Below are 18,513 nucleotides of genomic sequence, written 5' to 3'. Positions count from 1 at the left end.
GGCGGCCGGCCCGGGGCCCGACGGGTCCGTCAGCCGCGCGCCCAGAGGGAGTTGACGCGGCTGCGCTCGGTACCGTTCGGGTAGGGGTTGGTGCAGGAGGTGCCGGGGCCGCCGCCCGACATCAGCTCGCTGCACGGGCCGGAGTAGTGGTCCGGCAGGCCGAGCACGTGGCCGGTCTCGTGGGCGGTCACCCGCAGCGAGTTGTACTGCCGGTTCTGCTGGTAGTCGAGGAAGACGTAGCCGCGCCCGTGCCCGTCGGTGCTGGCGTAGGAGCCGCGGCTGTCGTTGCCCTCGTAGTACTTGAAGTCGGCGGCCGAGCCGGAGCGCAGCTGGACGTTGGCGACCGAGCCGTTCCAGATCTGCGCGGCCTGGGATATCTGGTTGCGGAAGGTCGGGGCCGAGCTGGCGTCGTAGGTGACCACGACGGTCGCCAGGCCGGGGTTGGCGGCCTGCTTGGCCTTCGCGGAGGCCATCACGGCCTGGAAGAAGGCCTGGTTGTCCGCGGTCTCGGCGGCCGAACCGGCGTACGTCGAGGCGGTGTAGCCCTGCGTGGCCGGGGCGGCCGGGGCCGCGGCGGCGGCGGTGGCGGGCAGCACGGCGAGGCCGGCCGCGAGGGCGAGGCCGAGGGTCGCGGACAGCATGGATCGCTTCATGTGGGGGTCTCCGATTCCTGTGGTGCCGTGGCCGGTTGGGGGCCGGCTTCGGGGGACACCTGGTCAGCGGGTGATGTCCCAGAGCTTCGGGCAGCCCGGCGGGCGCGCGGATGATGTCAACCGGCGATAGCTCCGTGCAATACCCGTGGGATTTCGCCGATTCGAGCGGCCTTTCCCTCGTCTTGACCCAACCGTGCCCCTGGCATTCCGTTCCGGTGGGGGCTAGGCTCCGATGCGGGGAAGTACCCGGAGCGGCGGGCCGCCCGATTCCGGCCGAGCGGCCCGCCGCGCCCGAACTCCCTTACCTGGTGGCCTGGTTCACTGCCGCGAGCCCGTTCGCCCAGAGGTAGTCGACCTGGCTGCGCTCGTTGGCGTCGGGGTAGGGGTTGGTGCAGGAGGGGCCGGGGCCGCCGCCCGACATGAGTTCGCTGCACGGGCCGGCGTAGTCGTCGGGCAGGCCGAGCACGTGCCCGGTCTCGTGGGTGGTGACGCGCACCGAGTCGTACTCCTGGTTCTGCTGGTAGTCGAGGAAGACGTAGCCGTGGCCGTGCCCGTCGGTGCTGGCGTAGGAGCCCTGGCTGTCGCTGCCCTCGTAGTACGAGAAGTCGCCGTTGCCGCCGGTCTCCTGGAGCCGCACGTTGTGCACCGAGCCGTTCCATATCTGCGCGGCGCTGGCGATCTGGCTGGTGAAGGAGGGCGCGTTGGCGGTGTCGTAGGTGACGGTGACGGTCCGCAGCCACGGGTTCGCGGCCCGCTTGGCCTTGACCGAGGCCACCACGGCCTGGAAGAAGGCCCGGTTGTTCGCGGCCTCCGCGGCCGAACCGGCGTGCGCCGCCGGGGTGTAGCCCTGGACGGCCGGGGCCGCGGGCGCGGCCGGGGCGGCGACGGCGGTGGCGGGCAGGGTCGCGAGGCCGGCCGCGAGGGCGAGGCCCAGGGCGGCGGACAGCACGGATCGCTTCATGTGGGGGTCTCCGGATTCGCGGTGCGCCGGAGCGCCGGGGCCGGTGGGGGCCGGGCACGGCGGCGACGCACGGTGGGGGCCGCCCCGGCCGGTGGCGGGGGCGGGTTGCTGCCCCCGAGCTTCGACCCGTCCGGGCCCGTCACGGATGATGTCAACCGGCGATAGCACCGCCGCATACCGGTGGGGATCCGGTGCACCCTCCTGCCAGGCACTCTTGATTGCCTGTCATGTCCTTGGCGAGGTGGCTCGATGGCGTCTATGCTCCCGACGTGGAGCTCGACGTGAGACACCTCAGGGTGCTGTGCGCGATCGCCGACAGCGGCAGCCTCCGCAAGGCCGCGCTCCAGCTCGGCATGACCCAGCCCTCGCTCACCACCCAGCTGCACCGCATCGAACGGGCCATCGGCGGAACGCTGTTCACCCGCGAGCAGACCGGCAGCCGACCCACCGCACTCGGCCACTCGGTGCTCTCCCGGGCCCGGCCCGTGATCACCGAGATGGCCGCCCTGGTGGCCGCCGCCCGTCAGGAGGCGCGCGACGCCAGCGGGCCCGGCCGGCAGCGGCGGCTGCGCATCGGCAGCGTCGGCAGCCGGGCGGTCGCCGCCTGGCTGCGCCGGGTGCACGAGCGCCTGCCGGACACCGACACCACCATCCACGTCGACGTCTCGGCCAGCGCGCTGCTGCGGATGGTCGCCGCCGACCAGCTGGACGTGGCCTTCGTGCACGAGAGCGAGGGCTTCCCGCTGCGGGTGCCGCCGGACGCCGAGCAGCGGGTGCTGATGGCCCGTGAGCCGCAGTACGTCGAACTCGCCACCGGACACCCGGCCGCCGACCGCCCGGTCGTCCGCCTCGCCGACCTCGCCGGGGACACCTGGATGGTCGACCCGACCGCCGACCACGAGTACGCGGCGATGCGCCGGGTCTTCAGCGAGGCCGGGCTCAACCCCCGGGTGCTGCAGGTGCGGGACAACGCCACCGCCGCCGAGCTGGTCGCCTCCGGCGAGGCCGTCCGCCCCTGCCAGCCGACCTCCCCGCCCGGGCCCGGCACGGTCGTCCGCCCGGTGGACGGCGACCCGCTGGCCGTCCGGTTGCTGTTCACCTGGCGGCCGTGCGCGCTCAGCCCGCCCGCCCTGGACGCGCTGTACGGCGAACTGCGCTCCGCCTACCTGGACCTGGCCAAGGTCAACCCGGCCTACCTGGCCTGGCTGACCCGGCACGAACCGGTCCTGCTGGGGCGGGGCTGAGGCGCCGCCGCAGCAGGTGCCCGGCCGCGCCCCGGGCCCGTCCTCAGGCGCCCCGGAACCCGCTCTCCCGGCCGTGGACCAGCACGCCCGTCGCCACCATCAGCGCGCAGACCAGGCCGGCGGCCAGCACCCCGGGGCCGCCGAGCGCGGTGCAGGCCAGCACCAGCGCCGCCCCGACCGGCGCCACCGCCTGGGCGACCGCGCCGCGCTTGGTGTGCCGGGAGTGCAGGAACCAGACGGTGACCAGGTACAGCGCGGTGGGGACGGTGACCGTCGCGGTGGCCGCGGTCCCGGAGATCTCCGCCTTGTGCACGGCCGACTCGACCGCGACCTCCAGCCCGGCACCGATCGCGGCCGCCGAGCCGAGCACCAGGTAGTGCCCGTACCCCCACGCGAAGGCCTGCCGGTTGGAGCGCAGGTGCTCGTGGACGGGCCGGGCGAAGTAGATCCACCAGGCGGCGAAGCAGATCAGCAGACCGCCGATCGCCACCGGCACCAGCCGGCCCAGTTGCTCGTGCTCGTCCACCGCGGACTGCACCGCGACGGTCGCCGCCGCCACCGTCTCGCCGAGCACGATCAGGGTGAACAGCCCGTACCGCTCGGAGATGTGGTGCGGGTGCCAGGACGTCTGGGCCCGCAGTTCCGCGACCACCGGCACGGCCAGTTCGCACAGCACGCCGATCGGGATGACGTACCGGCGCACGTCCTGCGGCAGGAACACCACCACCACCCAGCCGACCTGGCAGAGCGTGATCCCCAGCGCGTACCGCAGGGCGACCCGGCGCGCCTCGCCCTGCTCGCCGGCCGCCGCGCGCAGCCACTGCGTCACCATCGCGAGGCGCATCACCACGTACCCGGTGATCGCCAGGGTCAGGTCCTGGGTGGCGAACAGCCGCGGCACCCCGGCGGCGAGGATCAGCACACCGGCGATCTGCACCAGCGTGGTGACCCGGTACGGCACGTCGTCGCAGTCGTACGCGGAGGCGAACCAGGTGAAGTTCATCCAGGCCCACCAGATGGCGAAGAACGTCAGCGAGTAACCGCGCAGTCCCTCCGCGTAGTGTCCGGCCGCGAGGGAGTGGGCCAGTTCGCGCCCGGCCTGGCCGACCGCGACCACGAAGCAGAGGTCGAAGAAGAGTTCCAGCGGGGTGGCGACCCGGTGCGGCTCGTGCCGGTCCCGCGGGACCATCCGGCGCACCGGCGGCGGGTCGACGTGATGCGCGCGGGGCGCCGCGGCGGCGGGGTCACTGGCCATCGGAGCTGCTCCGGGGTCGGGAGGGGCGGGGGCGTCCCGCGCATCCTGGCAGCGCCCCGGGCCCGGCGCACGCACCGGCGCGGCGCGCACGCGACCGAGGGTACGATGACCCCGAATGTCCCTTTTTTCCTTACCGTCAGCCGTAGTTGACGCTGCGGTGCGCGAACCGGGTGACAGCGCGGCGGGTTTCCGGACGCGCCCCGCGCGCTGCACCGTGCGGGCCCGGGGCGCCGCTAGATTCATCCCCGGTCGGTAGAGCGCGGGGCCCTGCGGGGCCCCATGACATGGGCGGCCTGCGGGCAACGCGGAAGGTCAAGGCGGGTGGCGGGACAGCGGGGGCGGCGGAGCCGACCTTCCCGTGTCCGCACCACCGGCCTCGTGATCACCGCGCTGCTCGCCAGCGCCTGCCGTGCGGCCCGCCTCGTCGTGTCCGCGGCGGCTACTTCTCCCAGCCGACCGTGCTGTAGTCCTCCCCCGCGAGACCGAACGCCCCGTAGTTGGCGAGGCCCTTGCGCACCGCCACCACCGTGGGCCGCTGGTAGAGCTCGACGGTGTGGCCGAGCTCCCAGATCTTCGCGTCCGCCTGGTTGTAGAGCCTCGCGGCCTCCGCCGGGTCGACCGTCCCCGCCGCCTTCTTCAGCAGTGCGTCGATCTCGGGGGTGCCCAGCCGCGAGGGGTTGCTGAAGGTGTTGTCGCCCACCGGCAGACGGAAGTTGGCGAGGCTCTTGGAGTTGGGGAAGGAGTCGGTGTTGCGCCAGCTCGCGACGTCGAACTTGCCGGGGGTCACGTACTTGGCGAAGTAGTCGTTGGCGGCCACCTTGTCCAGGTCGACCTTGACCCCGACCGCCTGCCACATCGCCGCCGCCGCGGTGGCGAGGTCGAGCTGGGCCTGGGTGGAGCCGTCGCTGAGCACCCAGTGCAGTTCCAGCGGCCGCCCGTCCTTGGTGCGCGGCTGCCCGCTGCCGCCGTCCTTCCAACCGGCGTCGTCCAGCAGCTTCTTGGCCGCGGCCGGGTCGAACTTCGCCCAGTCGCCGGAGTTGTCCTGGTAGCCGGTCTGGTTGGGCATGATGATGTGGTTGCCGAGCGGCTTGAACTCCACCGGCACACCGTTGTTGGCGATCTTGATCAGCGCCGAGCGGTCGACCGCCCGGCCGAGCGCCTGGCGGACCCGCTGGTCCGCCAGCGCGCCGGTGCCCCCGAAGGAGATGTGCACCTCGTCCCAGGGGCTGGCGGCCCTGATCACCGTGTCCTTGGCGCTCTTGAGCTGGCCGTACGCGGTGGCGGTGCCGGCCGAGGCCAGGTCGATCTCGTTGTTGAGGTAGGCCTGGATGCTCGCCGCCTTGTCCATCACCCGGAAGGTGATCCGGTCGAGCTTGGCCCGGGTGCCCCACCAGGCCGGGTCCGGCACGAGGCTGATGGTCTGCGCGGTCTTGTCCGCCACGCCGATCTTGAACGGGCCCGCGGTGATCGGGACCTTCTCCACCCAGCCCTTGTTGAAGTCGTCCGGGGTGGCGATGCCCGCCGCCGGGACCAGCGGGCGGAACAGGTTCTGCCAGTCCGCGTACGGCTCCGAGAAGGTGACCTTCACCTCGTCCGGGCCGGCGCCCTGCTCGACGGCGGAGATCAGCTCGTAGCCGGACGGGTCGTACCCGTTGTACGCCGGGTCCTTGCCGTTGCTCACCTGCCAGTCGGCCTTGAAGTCCAGGTAGCTCAGCGGCTTCCCGTCCGACCACCTGGCCTTGGGGTTGAGCTTGTAGGTGATCACCTGCGGCGAGGTCGAGGTGACCTCGGCCGCCACCAGGTAGTTCGGGTTCGGTCGGAAGGTGCCGGAGGCGTCGGTGCCGAAGAGTGTCGGCTCCAGGGCCCGGACGAGGTCCACCGTGTCGGTGTAGGAGCCGCCGTCCACCTGCAGCGGGTTCCACTGGGTGATCCACTGGTCCAGCGCGAAGCGCGCCTCGCCGCCGTCCTTGAGCTGGTCCGGCGCCTTGGCGTTGATGTCCTGGGAGTCCTGTCTCGGCGGCTCGCTCTTGGCCACGTCGCCGGACGAACCGCCCCCGCCCGAGGTGCACGCGGTGACCGCGAGCGCGACGGCGACGGCCGCGGCGGCCGCCCGGCCGAGACGGCGGGCCGTGGTGGAAGCGTCCATGGGGGTCCCCCTGGTGAGGTCTGCGGAACGGGAGTCGGGGCGGGAGTCCGACGGGGTCGTGGTGCGGGTCGCGGCACGGGCCACGGGCGGTACGCGGCACGGGCCGGAACACGAGTTCGGGCGTCGCAGGCATGACTCGGCTTGAGCGTGGGCACTCAATCCGGCACCGAGCCAGAGGAACGTAACAGCGGATCAGATCCGCCACCAGGGGGAGGAACGCACACCTGATCCGAACGCCACGGGCGGCAACACCGCCGCAACACCGCCGCCGTCCCCGAGTGCTTCACTCTGACCTGCGCTTTCCCGACTCCCCTGCCGCCCCTGCCCCCTGACGCCCGGACCGGGCCCCGACCGAAGGCCACCACCCGATGCCCATCAGACGCGTCGGCCCCACCCCCACCCCGGGCGGCCGTTGATGCTCAGCTACCTGGCGAAGCGGCTGGGCTACTACGCGGCACTGCTGCTCGCCGCCGTCTTCCTGGCGTACGCGATCTCCGCGACCGCCCTGCAGCCGCGCACCTACTTCGACGCCAAGGTCCCCCGCCCGTCCGCCGAATCGGTCGAGCGCCAGCTCACCGCGCTCAACCTGAACGACCGCACCCCGGTCGTCGAGCGCTTCGGCCACTGGGCCGGCGGCCTGCTCCACGGCGACCTCGGCCGGACCATCCACGACACCCCGGTCACCGACGACTTCGGCCGCCGGGTCTGGGTCTCACTGCGGCTGCTGCTGATCGGCAGCGTGCTCGGCATGCTGCTGGGCACCGCGGTCGGGGCGTGGAGCGCCGTCCGCCAGTACCGGATCTCCGACCGGCTGCTGACCGTGCTGTCCTTCGTGCTGCTCTCCACGCCGGTCTTCCTGGTCGCGCTGTTCCTCAAGAACGGCGCCATCGCCGCCAAGGACGCGGCCGGCCACGAGGTGATCCCGTTCACCGGCTACGAGACCCCCGGGCTCACCGGCGGCCTCGGCACCCACCTCGCCGACTGGGCGCTGCACCTGCTGCTGCCCACCGTCTCGCTGGCCCTCGGCGGCCTCGCCACCTACAGCCGCTACCAGCGCGGCACCATGCTCGACGTGCTCGGCTCCGACTACCTGCGCACCGCCGAGGCGAAGGGCCTCACCCGCGGACGGGCGCTGCTGAAGCACGGGCTGCGCACCGCCGTGATCCCGATGTCGACGATGTTCGCCTACAGCTTCCTGGGCATCTTCACCGGCGCGATCTTCACCGAGACGATCTTCGGCTGGCACGGCATGGGCGAGTGGCTGATCCAGTCGATCAACGAACAGGACGTCAACTCGGTCGTGGCGATCAACCTGTTCACCGCCGTCGTCGTCCTCGCCTCCGGCTTCCTCGCGGACACCCTGCACGCCGCCCTCGACCCGCGCGTGCGGTCCTGACCGAGGAGACCGAGATGACCACCCTCTCCACCGAACCGGCCGAGCCCACCGGGCGCCCCTCGGCCGCCGGACCGGCCGGGCTCCCGGACTCCGCCCCGGCGCCCCGGGCGGCCGGCCGCGGACGGCTCGTGCTGGCCCGGCTGCTCGCCGCCCGCGGGGCCCTCGCCGGGGCCGTCGTCGTCCTGCTGCTGTTCGCGCTCGCCTTCGGCGGGCCGTACCTGACGCCCTGGCACTACGCCACGCCCGACTTCTCCGCGCTGCACCAACCCCCGTCCGCCGAGCACTGGTTCGGCACCAACGGGGTCGGCCAGGACGTGTTCGCGCAGACCGTCCGGGGGCTGCAGAAGTCACTGGTCATCGGGCTGCTGGTGGCACTGTTCTCCACCGTGCTGGCCTCCGTGGTCGGCGCCTGCGCCGGCTACTTCGGCGGCTGGACCGACCGGGCCCTGATGTTCCTGGTGGACCTACTGCTGGTCTTCCCCGCCTTCCTGGTCATCACCATCGTGTCGGCCCGGCTGAAGAGCGCCGGCTGGATCGCCTTCGTCCTGCTGCTCGCACTGTTCAACTGGATGATCACCGCCCGGGTGGTCCGCTCGATGACCATCTCCCTGCGCGAGCGCGAATTCGTCCGCGCCGCACGGTTCATGGGAGTGCGGCCGCTGCGGATCATCAGCCGGCACATCCTGCCGAACGTCGCCTCCTTCCTCATCATCGACGCGACCATCGCGGTCGGCGGCGCCGTGATGAGCGAGACCGCGCTCTCCTACTTCGGCTTCGGGGTCAAGGCGCCGGACGTCTCGCTCGGCACCTTGCTCGCCGCGGGGACCAGCGAGGCCCCGGTGTTCCCCTGGTTGTTCTACTTCGCCGCCGGGCTGCTGGTGCTGTTCGTCCTCGCCGTCAACCTGATCGGGGACGGGCTGCGCGACGCCCTCGACCCCACCTCCGGGGCCGCACCCCGCCGGTCCGGCCGCTCCCGTACCCGCCGTTCCGTCAGCCGTAGGAAGCGCCCGTGACCACCACCGTCGAAACCCCGCTGCTCTCCGTCCGCGACCTGCGGGTGGACTTCGCCGGGCCGCACGGCCCGGTCCCCGCCGTGCGCGGGGTCGACCTCACGCTGCGGCGCGGCGAGACCCTCGGCATCGTCGGCGAGTCCGGCTCCGGCAAGTCCGTCACGGCGCTGTCCGTGCTCGGGTTGCTGCCCGGGACGGCGCGGGTCAGCGGGTCGGTGCGGCTGGACGGGCGGGAGCTGGTCGGACTGCCGGGGAAGGAACTCGCGGCGGTCCGCGGCCGCCGGGTCGCCATGGTCTTCCAGGACCCGCTGTCCGCCTTCACGCCGGTCTACCGGATCGGCGACCAGATCGCCGAGGCCGTCCGGATCCACCAGCGGGTGGACCGGGCCACCGCGCGCCGCCGGGCCGCCGAACTCCTCGACCTGGTCGGCATCCCGGCGCCCGACCGGGCCCTGGACAGCTTCCCGCACGAGTTCTCCGGCGGCATGCGCCAGCGCGCGATGATCGCGATGGCCGTCGCCAACGAGCCCGACATCCTGCTCGCCGACGAGCCCACCACCGCACTCGACGTCACCATCCAGGCCCAGGTGCTGGACGTGCTGCGCACCGCCCGCCGGGAGACCGGCGCGGCGCTGGTCCTGGTCAGCCACGACCTCGGGGTGATCGCGGGGACGGCGGACCGGGTCGCGGTGATGTACGCGGGGCGGGTGGTCGAGACGGCCGGCGTGGACGAACTGTTCACCGCCCCGCACCACCCCTACTCGCTCGGGCTGATCGGCGCGCTGCCCCGGCTGGACGGGCGCGGCGGTCCGCTGGTGCCGATCCCGGGCAGCCCGGCACCCATGGCGGAGCTGCCCCCGGGCTGCCCGTTCGCGCCGCGCTGCCCGCTGGCCGAGGAACGCTGCTCGACGGTGGAACCCACCCTGGAGCCCGCCCCGGGAAGCACGTCGGAACCCGCTCGGGAGGGCGCTCCCGACGGGGCCGGCGGACACCTGTCGGCCTGCCTGCGGTCGGCGGAGCTCGCCGAGCGGCGGCCCGCGCCCGCCGAGGTCTACCCCGTCCCGGAGCTGCCCGCCGCCACCGCCCGCGGCGACCGCTCCGGCCTGGCACCGGTCCTGGCGGTGAGCGGCCTCGGCAAGACGTTCCCGCTCCTCAAGGGCACGGTGTTCAAACGCCGGGTCGGCGAGGTGTACGCGGTCGACGGCGTCGACCTGGACCTGCGGGAGGGCGAGACCCTCGGCCTGGTCGGGGAGTCCGGCTCCGGCAAGTCGACCACGCTGTTCGAACTGCTGCGGCTCGGCGCCCCGGAGACCGGCCGGATCGAACTGCTCGGCCACGACACCGCCGAGCTCACCCGGGCCGAGGCCCACCGGCTCCGCGCCGAACTGCAGATCGTCTTCCAGGACCCGATGGCCAGCCTCGACCCCCGGATGCCGATCGGCGACATCGTCGCGGAACCCCTGCTCGCCCAGCGCGCCCCCCGCGCGGAGATCGCCCGCCGGGTGCCCGAACTGCTCCGGCAGGTCGGCCTCGACCCGGACCACGCCGTCCGCTACCCGCACCAGTTCTCCGGCGGCCAGCGCCAGCGCGTCTCGATCGCCCGGGCCCTCGCCGTCCGCCCCAGGCTGCTGGTGCTGGACGAACCGGTCTCGGCGCTGGACGTCTCCATCCAGGCCGGGGTGCTGAACCTGCTGCAGGCGCTCAAGGCGGAACTCGGCCTCTCCTACCTGTTCGTCTCGCACGACCTCTCGGTGATCCGCCACCTCGCCGACCGGGTCAGCGTGATGTACCTCGGCCGGACGGTCGAACAGGGCGAGGTCTCCGCCGTCTTCGACCGCCCCCGCCACCCGTACACCCGCGCCCTGCTCTCCGCCGTCCCGCTCCCCGATCCCGCCGCCGAGCGGGCCCGCGACCGCGTCCTGCTCGCCGGCGACCCGCCCTCCCCCACCGAGCGCCGCACCGGCTGCCCGTTCCGCACCCGCTGCCCGCGCCACGCCGGGCTCACCGACCCGGCGGACCGGGCCCGCTGCGAGCAGGAACGGCCGGCGCTGACCGGGGGCGCCCCGGGAACGGACCACCAGGCGGCCTGCCACCACCCCGAGCCGCCGGCCGGGGACGGTCACGGCGGGTGACCACCCGCCGACGATTCGGCGGATCGGGCTCGCGCCGTGTAATGTCTTCGACGTCAGCAGGCGCCGCTAGCTCAGTTGGTTAGAGCAGCTGACTCTTAATCAGCGGGTCCGGGGTTCGAGTCCCTGGCGGCGCACATGGCAAGGTCTCAGGCCGCTCACTTCGGTGGGCGGCCTGAGGCGTTTCCGGGGCGGGTGGGGGTGGCGCCGTGCCGCCTTCCGGCCGCCGGCCCGGGGCACCGCTCCCCCGACCGCCGCCTCAGCGGGTGTCCAGCACCGCCGAGGCCACCGCGTCAGGGCGGTCGAACATCACCAGGTGCCCGGCCGGGGCCGTGGTGCGGAAGTCGGCGCCGAGCAGTGCCGCGAGTTCCCGCTGCTCGGCCAGCCAGGCCTCGGTGCGGCGGGTCCGGCAACCGTCGTCGGCGGCCAGCACGGTGACCGGCAGGTCCTCGGGCAGCGGCCGGGTGCGCCGCAGCCCGTCCAGCTCGGCCGCCACGTCCAGGTAGCGCGCGTTCTCCCGCAGCAGCGCGCGCAGGGCCCGGCCGGTCCGGTAGCAGTGCCGGACCAGCGGCGCCGGGGCGAGGTCCTCGCGGCGGATGGTGGACAGCCGGGCCACCGTCCGCCGCACGGCCGGGCCGAGCAGGTAGGGCACGGCGAGGGCGGTGGCGGTGCCGGCCGCCGCCCGGGCCGCCAGGTCACGCACGCCGGGCGCCGGGTACGGCCGGGCCCCCGGCTCGACGCTGCCGTCGACCAGGACCAGCCCGGCGGCCCGCTCCGGGTGCAGCCGGGCGAAGGCCTCGACGTGGAAGGCGGCGAGCGAGTGGCCGACGACGGTGCAGGGCCCGGGCAGCCCGAGGCCGTCCAGGACCGCCCGGATCCGCCCGGCCTCCCCGGCCGCCGTCGGGGCGGGCCGCCCGGCGGCGGGCTCGGCGGCGCTCAGCCCGTAGCCGGGCCGGTCGAAGCGGACCACCGTGCGGAAGGGGGTGAGGAAGGGGACGACCAGGTCCCAGTCGAACCAGCTGCTGCCGAGGCCGCCGCTGAGCAGGCAGACCGGGCCGCTGCCCTCGGTGCGGACGTGCAGCGGGACCCCGTCGACGCGCAGGAAGCGCACCCGGGTCCCGGGGTCGTCGGGCCGACGGGGGTCGCCGCCCGTACGGTGCGCGCGGGGGGCGCCGGGGTCGTCGGGCTCGCCGGGTGCCCTCACGCCGTCCTCCGTTCGGGGAGCGGCTCGGCCGGGTGGCGCCGCCCCGGCCCGGCCGGCCCGTCCCGCCCGTCCGGCTCGTTCCGCCGGGTGGAGCGGGCGACGCCCACGGCCAGGACGGCCAGCCAGAGCGCGACCAGCAGCACTTGCAGCCGCTGGCCGGCCCCGAGTGCCCAGGTGCCGCGCCCGGCCTGGAAAGCGGCGATCGCGGCGAGGCTCCAGCCGGTGGCGAGCAGTTCGGCGCCCAGCAGCCAGGGCCCGAACCGGCGCACCGGCGGCCACCAGCCGTAGCGGCGGGCGGCGACGGTGAGCGAGACCAGGGCGGTGAGGGCGCCGAGCACCGCGAGGCTGCTGGTGACGGCGTGCGCGGCGTGGGTCGCGGGGACGAGCCCGGCGGTCTCGCGGGCCGCGCACATCTCGTCGCTGGTGGGGGTGCAGCTGAGCGGGAGCCGGGAGTCGGCGGCGGTCGCGGCGCCGAAGAGGGCCAGGGCGGACCAGCCGACGACAGCCCAGCGGCGGCGGCGGTGCCGGGCGCCGCCGGTCCGCCGGGTGACCGACCGGTCGGCGCGGCCGGCGGTCGGGCCGGCTCCCTCGCCGGTGACCGGCCCGGCGGCGAGGCCGCCGACGAGGGCCGTGCCGGCGGCGGCGAGCAAGCAGAGTCCGGCGACCAGGTCGGTGGCCCGGAACAGGCCGCCCAGCGGCTGGTCCTCGGCGGCGAGTTCGCTGATGTAGGCCTGCACGGGGTCGAGGCCGGTGCTCAGCACCACCTCCAGCACCCAGGCGGTGTACGCCACGGCGCTGAGCAGCAGCAGGGCGGCGACCGCCGTCCGTGCGGTGCGGTGTCCTGGCTGGGGGCTGGGCACGGTTCCACCCTAACCAGCGGCGAACTCCGCCCCAACTGGAAGGAAAGGGACGTATCGCCTGCCGGCCGTCCGGGGCGGGTTCGAGGCACCCCTCGGGACCGTGTATTGTTTTCCAGGTCAGCAGGCGCCGCTAGCTCAGTTGGTTAGAGCAGCTGACTCTTAATCAGCGGGTCCGGGGTTCGAGTCCCTGGCGGCGCACAGACACCGGGGAGCCTCTCGCAGTCGCGAGGGGCTCCCCGATTTTTTGGCCCTCGAAGTCCGATTTGTGTGTGATGTCGGTCTCGAATGGCTGTCCGACGGAGCCATCAGGCCCGTCCTGCTCGTCCAGGGCAGTACAACCGGAATCGGGACAAAGGTCCCCGACCGATGTCCCCGTCCGTGCAGGCTGCTCAGTTGCGCCCGCAGGAAAGGCCGCGCTTTGTCCAGAAACGCCCAGGGCGGCCGTCGCACGCCGTCGATCGGTCTCCGCCCGATCCAGCGGTTCCAGCGCCCGACCGGCGCCGTCGACGGCGTCGGCGGGTCCGGCGGCAAGAAGCCGCGCCGCCCGAAGCGCGCCGGCTGGCGCCGGCTGATACCCACCTGGCGGATGACCCTGCTCGGCTTCGCCTCGGCGCTGCTGCTCGGCGTCGGCCTGTTCGCGCTCGGGGTCGCGCTGGTGAAGGTCCCGGACGCGCACGCCGCCGCGACCGCGCAGAGCAACACCTGGCTCTACTCGGACGGCTCGGTGATCACCCGCACCGGCCAGACCAACCGGCAGAACGTCACCCTGGACAAGGTCTCCCCCGCCGCGCAGCACGCGGCGCTGGCCGCCGAGGACCGGAACTTCTACAACGAGGGCGCCGTCAACGTCCAGGGCCTGGTCCGCGCCGCGGTCAACACCGCCAAGGGCGAGGGCACCCAGGGCGGCTCCACCATCACGCAGCAGTACGTGAAGAACACGTACCTGAGCCAGAAGCAGTCGGTCACCCGCAAGGTGAAGGAACTGTTCATCGCCATGAAGGTGGACGCCACCGAGAGCAAGGAGGAGGTCCTCTCCGGCTACCTGAACACCTCCTACTACGGTCGCGGCGCCTACGGCATCCAGGCCGCCGCCCAGGCCTACTTCGGTGTCGACGCCTCCGCGCTGAACCCCGCGCAGGGCGCCTACCTGGCCACCCTCCTGAACGCCCCGAGCGCCTACGACGTGGCCACCGCGACCGCGGCGGGCAAGCAGAACGCCGTCAACCGCTGGAACTACGTCCTCGACGGCATGGTCAAGGAGGGCTGGCTCTCCGCCGACGAGCGGGCCGGGACCGCCTTCCCCGACGTCCGGGACCCGCAGCCGAACCCGGGCCTGTCCGGCCAGGCCGGCTACCTGGTGAACGCGGCCACCCAGTACCTGACCACGAGCGGGGTCATCAGCGAGAGCGAGCTGGCCAAGGGCGGCTACACGGTCAAGCTGAGCATCGACCCGGGCCGCCAGCAGGCCCTCCAGGACTCCGTCCAGGCGCAGCTGCGCGACACCCTGAACCCGGACAAGCGCAAGAAGGACGCGGCCGCCCAGGCCGGCGCCGTCTCGGTGGACCCGAAGTCCGGCGCGATCGTCGCCCTGTACGGCGGCGCCGACTACGTGAAGCACTACGTGGACAACGCGACCCGGCGCGACTACCAGGCCGGTTCGACCTTCAAGGCGATCGCCCTGGCCGCCGCCTTCGAGAACGACGCCAAGACCCAGGACGGCCGCACCGTCACCCCGCGCACCGTCTACGACGGCACCAGCGGCCGGAAGGTCCGCGGCGGCAAGGGCACCCCGTACGCGCCGCCGAACGAGGGCGACAAGAGCTACGGCCAGATCACCCTGCAGCAGGCCGTCGACTGGTCGGTGAACTCGGCGTTCGCGCAGCTCGCCCAGGACACCGGGCTGCAGAAGGTCAAGGACACCGGTGTCGCGCTGGGCCTGCCCGGCAACACCCCGGGCCTCGACCCGGTGCCCTCCATCCCGCTGGGCGCGGCCACCCCGAGCGTCCTCGACATGGCCGGCGTGTACGCCACGCTGGACAACGGCGGCAAGCAGATCACCCCGTGGCTGGTGCAGTCGGTGGACCGCGAGGGCGAGGCCGTGACGATGCCCGCGCACCGGACCACCCAGGCGATCAGCGCGGACACCGCCAACCGGGTCACCTCGATGCTCCAGGGCGTGGTGAGCGACCCGGGCGGCACCGGCTGGCGGGCGAAGGCGCTCGGCCGCCCGGTCGCGGGCAAGACCGGCACCACCGACGACCAGAAGTCGGTCTGGTTCGTCGGCTACACCCCCGAGCTGGTCACCTCGGTCGCGCTGTTCGGCCAGGACCCGGACACCGGCGCCCAGGTCAGCCTGAGCGGCGTCGGCGGGATCGACGGCGCGGCGGGCGGCCAGTACCCGGCACAGATCTGGACCGGCTACATGAAGGCCGCGCTCAAGGGCCGGCCGGTCAGCGACTTCCCGACCCCGGCCGACGGCGACGACTCCTCGGGCGCCACCGACCTGCCGACCGCCCCGAGCACGCCGACCGGCGCCCCGTCGACGGGCGCGCCCACCGGCGGCCCCAGCAGCAGCGCCACCACCCCGTCGGGCGACGCCCCCGGCCCGAAGACGCCGACGGACGGCACCGGCGGGGCCACCACGGCGCCGACGGCTCCCCCGACCGACCAGCCGACCACCCAGCCCACCTCCCGTCCGACCGGCCGGCCCACCACCCGGCCGACGCCGACCACCCAGCCGACCACGGCCCCCACCGCGCAGCCGACCACCCAGCCCACGGCCGGGGCGGACGCGCTCACCGGGGCCTCGGCGGGCTCCGGGGGCTGACCTGCGACGACGCGCCGGCTGACCGGCTGACCGGCTCCGGCCGGTCAGCCGGTCTTTCTGTCCGTCCGCCTGTCTGCCTGCCTGGCTGCGTGCCTGCCTGCCGAGCGGCCTGCCGTCTGCCTGCCTGTCGGCTCGGTGATTGCGCCACTGCGCACAGTTGAGTGCAGGACCAAATGCCGAAATGGCGCCTTACCGAAGTATCGGTATGACTGTCACAATGCGGCGGTGCACAGATCAACGGCCTCGCCCACCCACCCTTCGGGCCGAACCCTCGGCCTCGGCCTCGCACTGGTCTCCGCCTTCGCCTTCGGCGGCTCCGGTACCGCGGCCAAGCCGCTGATCGAGGCCGGGCTCTCCCCCCTCCACGTCGTGTGGCTGCGGGTCACCGGCGCCGCCGTGGCCCTCCTCCCGATCGCCTACCGGCACCGGGACGCCGTCCTGCGCCGCCCCGGCCTGCTGTTCGGCTTCGGCCTGCTCGCCGTGGCGGGTGTCCAGGCCTGCTACTTCGCGGCGATCTCCCGCATCCCGGTCGGCGTCGCCCTGCTCATCGAGTACCTCGGACCGCCGCTGCTGATCGGCTACGTCAAGTTCGTCCAGCGCAAGCCGATCAGCCGGGGCGCGGCCGTCGGTGCCGGCGTCGCGGTGGCCGGGCTGGCCTGCGTGGTCGAGGTCTGGAACGGTCTGGGCTTCGACGCCCTCGGCGTGCTGTTCGCCCTCGGCGCGGCCTGCTGCCAGGTCGGCTACTTCGTACTCGCCGACGCCGGACGCCGGGGCGACCGCCCGGTCGACCCGCTGGCCGTCAGCGCGTACGGGCTGCTCATCGGCGCCGTCCTGCTCACCGCCGTCACCCGGCCCTGGCAGGCCGACTGGAGCCGGCTCGGCGGCGACGTGGTCATGAACGGGCACACCCTGCCCGCGTTCGTCCCCGCGCTGTGGATGGTGCTGATCGCGACCGTGCTCGCCTACCTGACCGGTGTGGTGTCGGTCGGGTACCTCTCGCCGCCGATCGCCGGGGTGGTGGCCAACCTGGAGGCCGTGGTCGCCACCGTGCTGGCCTGGGTGCTGCTCGGCGAGCACCTGGGGCTGCCGCAGATCGCCGGCGGCCTGCTGGTGCTGGCCGGCGCCTTCGCGGCGCAGGCGAGCTCGGGCACGTCGGGCGACTCGCACGCCTCGGGCACGTCGGGCACGTCGGGCCCGGACGATCCGGCGTCGACGGACGTGGTCGCGGCGGCTTCGGCTGCCACGGCGGTCTCGGCTGCCACGGCGGCCGGTCCGGAGGACCCGGCCGGCCCCGGCGGAACCGGCGGCGGCCACGGCGCCCGGGAGCGGGTGGCCGCCGAGCGCGCGGTCAGCGGCCGGTCCAGCCGAACCAGTCGAGGTGATTGAGCGGCCAGACGACGGCCGACACCGGGCCGACCACGTTGCTCACCGGCACGGCTCCGCCACCGGGGCCGCGCTGGTGGTAGCGGGAGTCGGAGGAGTCGCTGCGGTGGTCGCCCTCGACCCAGACGTAGCCGGCGGGCACCTTCACCGGACCGAAGTCCAGGCCCGCGCAGGAGTCGTCGCCCGGGTGCAGGTAGGGCTCGTCCACCTTCCGCCCGTCGACGCTCAGGGTGGTGCCGTCGCACTGCACCGTCTCGCCGCCGGTCGCGATGACCCGCTTGACCAGGTAGTTGTCGTCCTTCGGCGGCACCAGTCCGACGAAGCTGAGCGCCGAGCTCACGGTGTTGGTGACCGGGTTCGAGTCGGTGGGCTGCGGCGGCAGCCAGCCGCCCGGGTCCTTGAACACCACCGGCTGCCCCGGCTCCGGCTCCCAGCCGGTCAGCGGTGCCAGCTTGTTCACGCCGACCCGGTCGCCGATGCGCAGGGTGTTCTCCATCGATCCGGACGGGATGGAGAACACCTGGAACAGGCAGGTCTTGATCAGCAGCGCCACCGCCAGGCCGACCACGGCCATCATCGGCAGTTCGATCCACCACGGACGGGGGCGACGGCCCGACCGGCCCGCACGGCCGTTCCCGCCCGGGCGGTCGGCCCGGCGCCCGCCGGAGCCGCGGGCCCGACGGCGGGCCTCGGCGCGGCCGCCGGGCACCCGGTGGGCGGACGGGGCGTCCTGGGCGTTCCGGGAGTCCCGCGCGATCGGAGTGATCGGGGCGTCCTGGGCGGCGGGATCGCTGGGGGCTCCGCTGGGCGTTTCGGGCAGGTTCACCGCCATCGTCGCTGCTCCACCTCTCCGGCTGGGGAAACCCGCACGCTACGCCAACCGTGGAGCCTGACGAAATCGGGCATTTAGCCGTCACCGACATCACCGGGTGCCGCGAGCCCGCTCCGGGAGTGCTCCCGGACTGCTCCGCGACCGTGCCGGGACCGGCCGGAGGGCCCTTCCTTCCTGCGTTCCTGCCCCGTCAGGACTCGCGGGCCGCCCTTCAGGCGCGGGCGATCGCCTCGTGGTGCCGGATGACCTCGGCGATGATGAAGTTCAGGAACTTCTCAGCGAAGACCGGGTCCAGCTTCGCCCCGGCGGCCAGTTCCCGGAGCCGCCTGATCTGGTCCCGCTCGCGCGCCGGGTCGGCCGGCGGCAGCTTGTGCTCGGCCTTGAGCCGGCCGACCCGCTGGGTCGCCTTGAAGCGCTCGGCAAGCATGTGGACCACCGCGGCGTCGATGTTGTCGATGCTCTCGCGCAGGCTGGTCAGCTCGGCGCGTACGGCGTCGTCGATCCCCTCGGTCAGGCCGGCGTCGGGGGTCGTGGGGTGGTCCGTCATCGGGGCGGCTCCCGGTGTGTCTGGGTGGGCGCCCGACCGTACGGCGGCCGGGCTCGGGCCCGGGCA

General features: G+C 73.8%; 14 protein-coding genes and 2 tRNA genes. 8 read left to right on the top strand and 8 right to left on the bottom strand.

Annotation, left to right across the window (positions count from 1 at the left end; translation table 11 throughout):
• Positions 1–29: 29 nt before the first annotated feature.
• Together snpA (ACFV04_RS28505) and snpA (ACFV04_RS28500) are read right to left on the bottom strand one after the other, a co-directional pair.
• On the bottom strand, positions 30–653 hold the full coding sequence (gene snpA / locus ACFV04_RS28505; RefSeq protein WP_380339181.1) for a snapalysin: 624 nt from the start codon (positions 651–653) through the stop codon (positions 30–32).
• A gap of 301 nt (positions 654–954) precedes the next feature.
• On the bottom strand, positions 955–1,614 hold the full coding sequence (snpA, locus tag ACFV04_RS28500; RefSeq protein WP_380533444.1) for a snapalysin: 660 nt from the start codon (positions 1,612–1,614) through the stop codon (positions 955–957).
• A 269-nt stretch (positions 1,615–1,883) separates the two neighbouring features.
• On the opposite strand from snpA (ACFV04_RS28500), the gene ACFV04_RS28495 reads away from it, so the two are divergent.
• The gene (locus tag ACFV04_RS28495) at positions 1,884–2,858 is read left to right on the top strand and encodes a LysR substrate-binding domain-containing protein (protein WP_380339187.1); all 975 of its coding nucleotides are present in this window, start codon (positions 1,884–1,886) and stop codon (positions 2,856–2,858) included.
• A gap of 43 nt (positions 2,859–2,901) precedes the next feature.
• On the opposite strand, the gene ACFV04_RS28490 is transcribed toward ACFV04_RS28495, so the two are convergent.
• Together ACFV04_RS28490 and ACFV04_RS28485 are read right to left on the bottom strand one after the other, a co-directional pair.
• Positions 2,902–4,113, bottom strand: a complete 1,212-nt coding sequence (locus ACFV04_RS28490; RefSeq protein ID WP_380339190.1) for a low temperature requirement protein A — start codon at positions 4,111–4,113, stop codon at positions 2,902–2,904.
• A 439-nt stretch (positions 4,114–4,552) separates the two neighbouring features.
• Positions 4,553–6,259, bottom strand: a complete 1,707-nt coding sequence (locus tag ACFV04_RS28485; protein ID WP_380533441.1) for an ABC transporter family substrate-binding protein — start codon at positions 6,257–6,259, stop codon at positions 4,553–4,555.
• Between the two features lie 415 nt (positions 6,260–6,674).
• Between ACFV04_RS28485 and ACFV04_RS28480 the strand changes: the two genes are divergently transcribed.
• The 4 genes from ACFV04_RS28480 to ACFV04_RS28465 all read left to right on the top strand — a co-directional run bounded on the left by ACFV04_RS28480 (position 6,675) and on the right by ACFV04_RS28465 (position 10,931).
• Positions 6,675–7,655 carry an ABC transporter permease gene (locus tag ACFV04_RS28480; protein ID WP_380339196.1) on the top strand — a complete coding sequence of 327 codons (981 nt, stop codon included), beginning with the start codon at positions 6,675–6,677 and terminating at the stop codon, positions 7,653–7,655.
• Between the two features lie 14 nt (positions 7,656–7,669).
• Positions 7,670–8,668 carry an ABC transporter permease gene (locus ACFV04_RS28475; RefSeq protein ID WP_360253218.1) on the top strand — a complete coding sequence of 333 codons (999 nt, stop codon included), beginning with the start codon at positions 7,670–7,672 and terminating at the stop codon, positions 8,666–8,668.
• Positions 8,665–10,797, top strand: coding sequence for a dipeptide ABC transporter ATP-binding protein (locus ACFV04_RS28470; RefSeq protein WP_380533439.1), 2,133 nt, complete (start codon positions 8,665–8,667; stop codon positions 10,795–10,797). Before ACFV04_RS28475 ends, ACFV04_RS28470 begins: the two co-directional genes overlap by 4 nt.
• A gap of 60 nt (positions 10,798–10,857) precedes the next feature.
• A tRNA-Lys gene (locus ACFV04_RS28465) sits at positions 10,858–10,931 on the top strand.
• Between the two features lie 122 nt (positions 10,932–11,053).
• Here ACFV04_RS28465 and ACFV04_RS28460 read toward each other — a convergent pair.
• Together ACFV04_RS28460 and ACFV04_RS28455 are read right to left on the bottom strand one after the other, a co-directional pair.
• Complete coding sequence (locus tag ACFV04_RS28460; protein WP_380533447.1) at positions 11,054–11,905, bottom strand: alpha/beta fold hydrolase; 852 nt, start codon at positions 11,903–11,905, stop codon at positions 11,054–11,056.
• Positions 11,906–11,994: 89 nt separating this feature from the next.
• Entirely contained in the window at positions 11,995–12,858 is an 864-nt protein-coding gene (locus ACFV04_RS28455; protein ID WP_380533437.1) for a DUF998 domain-containing protein, read from the bottom strand.
• Positions 12,859–12,982: 124 nt separating this feature from the next.
• Between ACFV04_RS28455 and ACFV04_RS28450 the strand changes: the two genes are divergently transcribed.
• The 3 genes from ACFV04_RS28450 (at position 12,983) to ACFV04_RS28440 (ending at position 17,071) form a co-directional block, all read left to right on the top strand.
• Positions 12,983–13,056 (top strand) — tRNA-Lys (locus tag ACFV04_RS28450).
• Positions 13,057–13,276: 220 nt separating this feature from the next.
• Complete coding sequence (locus tag ACFV04_RS28445; protein WP_380533435.1) at positions 13,277–15,685, top strand: transglycosylase domain-containing protein; 2,409 nt, start codon at positions 13,277–13,279, stop codon at positions 15,683–15,685.
• A 225-nt stretch (positions 15,686–15,910) separates the two neighbouring features.
• Positions 15,911–17,071, top strand: coding sequence for a DMT family transporter (locus tag ACFV04_RS28440; protein WP_380533433.1), 1,161 nt, complete (start codon positions 15,911–15,913; stop codon positions 17,069–17,071).
• Here the strand turns inward: ACFV04_RS28440 and lepB are convergent.
• Positions 17,034–17,900 carry a signal peptidase I gene (lepB, locus tag ACFV04_RS28435; protein WP_380339213.1) on the bottom strand — a complete coding sequence of 289 codons (867 nt, stop codon included), beginning with the start codon at positions 17,898–17,900 and terminating at the stop codon, positions 17,034–17,036. The genes ACFV04_RS28440 and lepB overlap by 38 nt on opposite strands.
• 211 nt (positions 17,901–18,111) lie before the next feature.
• Positions 18,112–18,447 carry a chorismate mutase gene (locus tag ACFV04_RS28430; protein WP_380339216.1) on the bottom strand — a complete coding sequence of 112 codons (336 nt, stop codon included), beginning with the start codon at positions 18,445–18,447 and terminating at the stop codon, positions 18,112–18,114.
• Positions 18,448–18,513: the final 66 nt, after the last annotated feature.

The sequence above is a fragment of the Kitasatospora sp. NPDC059599 genome (assembly GCF_042735125.1).
GTDB lineage: Bacteria > Actinomycetota > Actinomycetes > Streptomycetales > Streptomycetaceae > Kitasatospora.
This window is presented reverse-complemented; position numbering and strand designations above follow the sequence as displayed.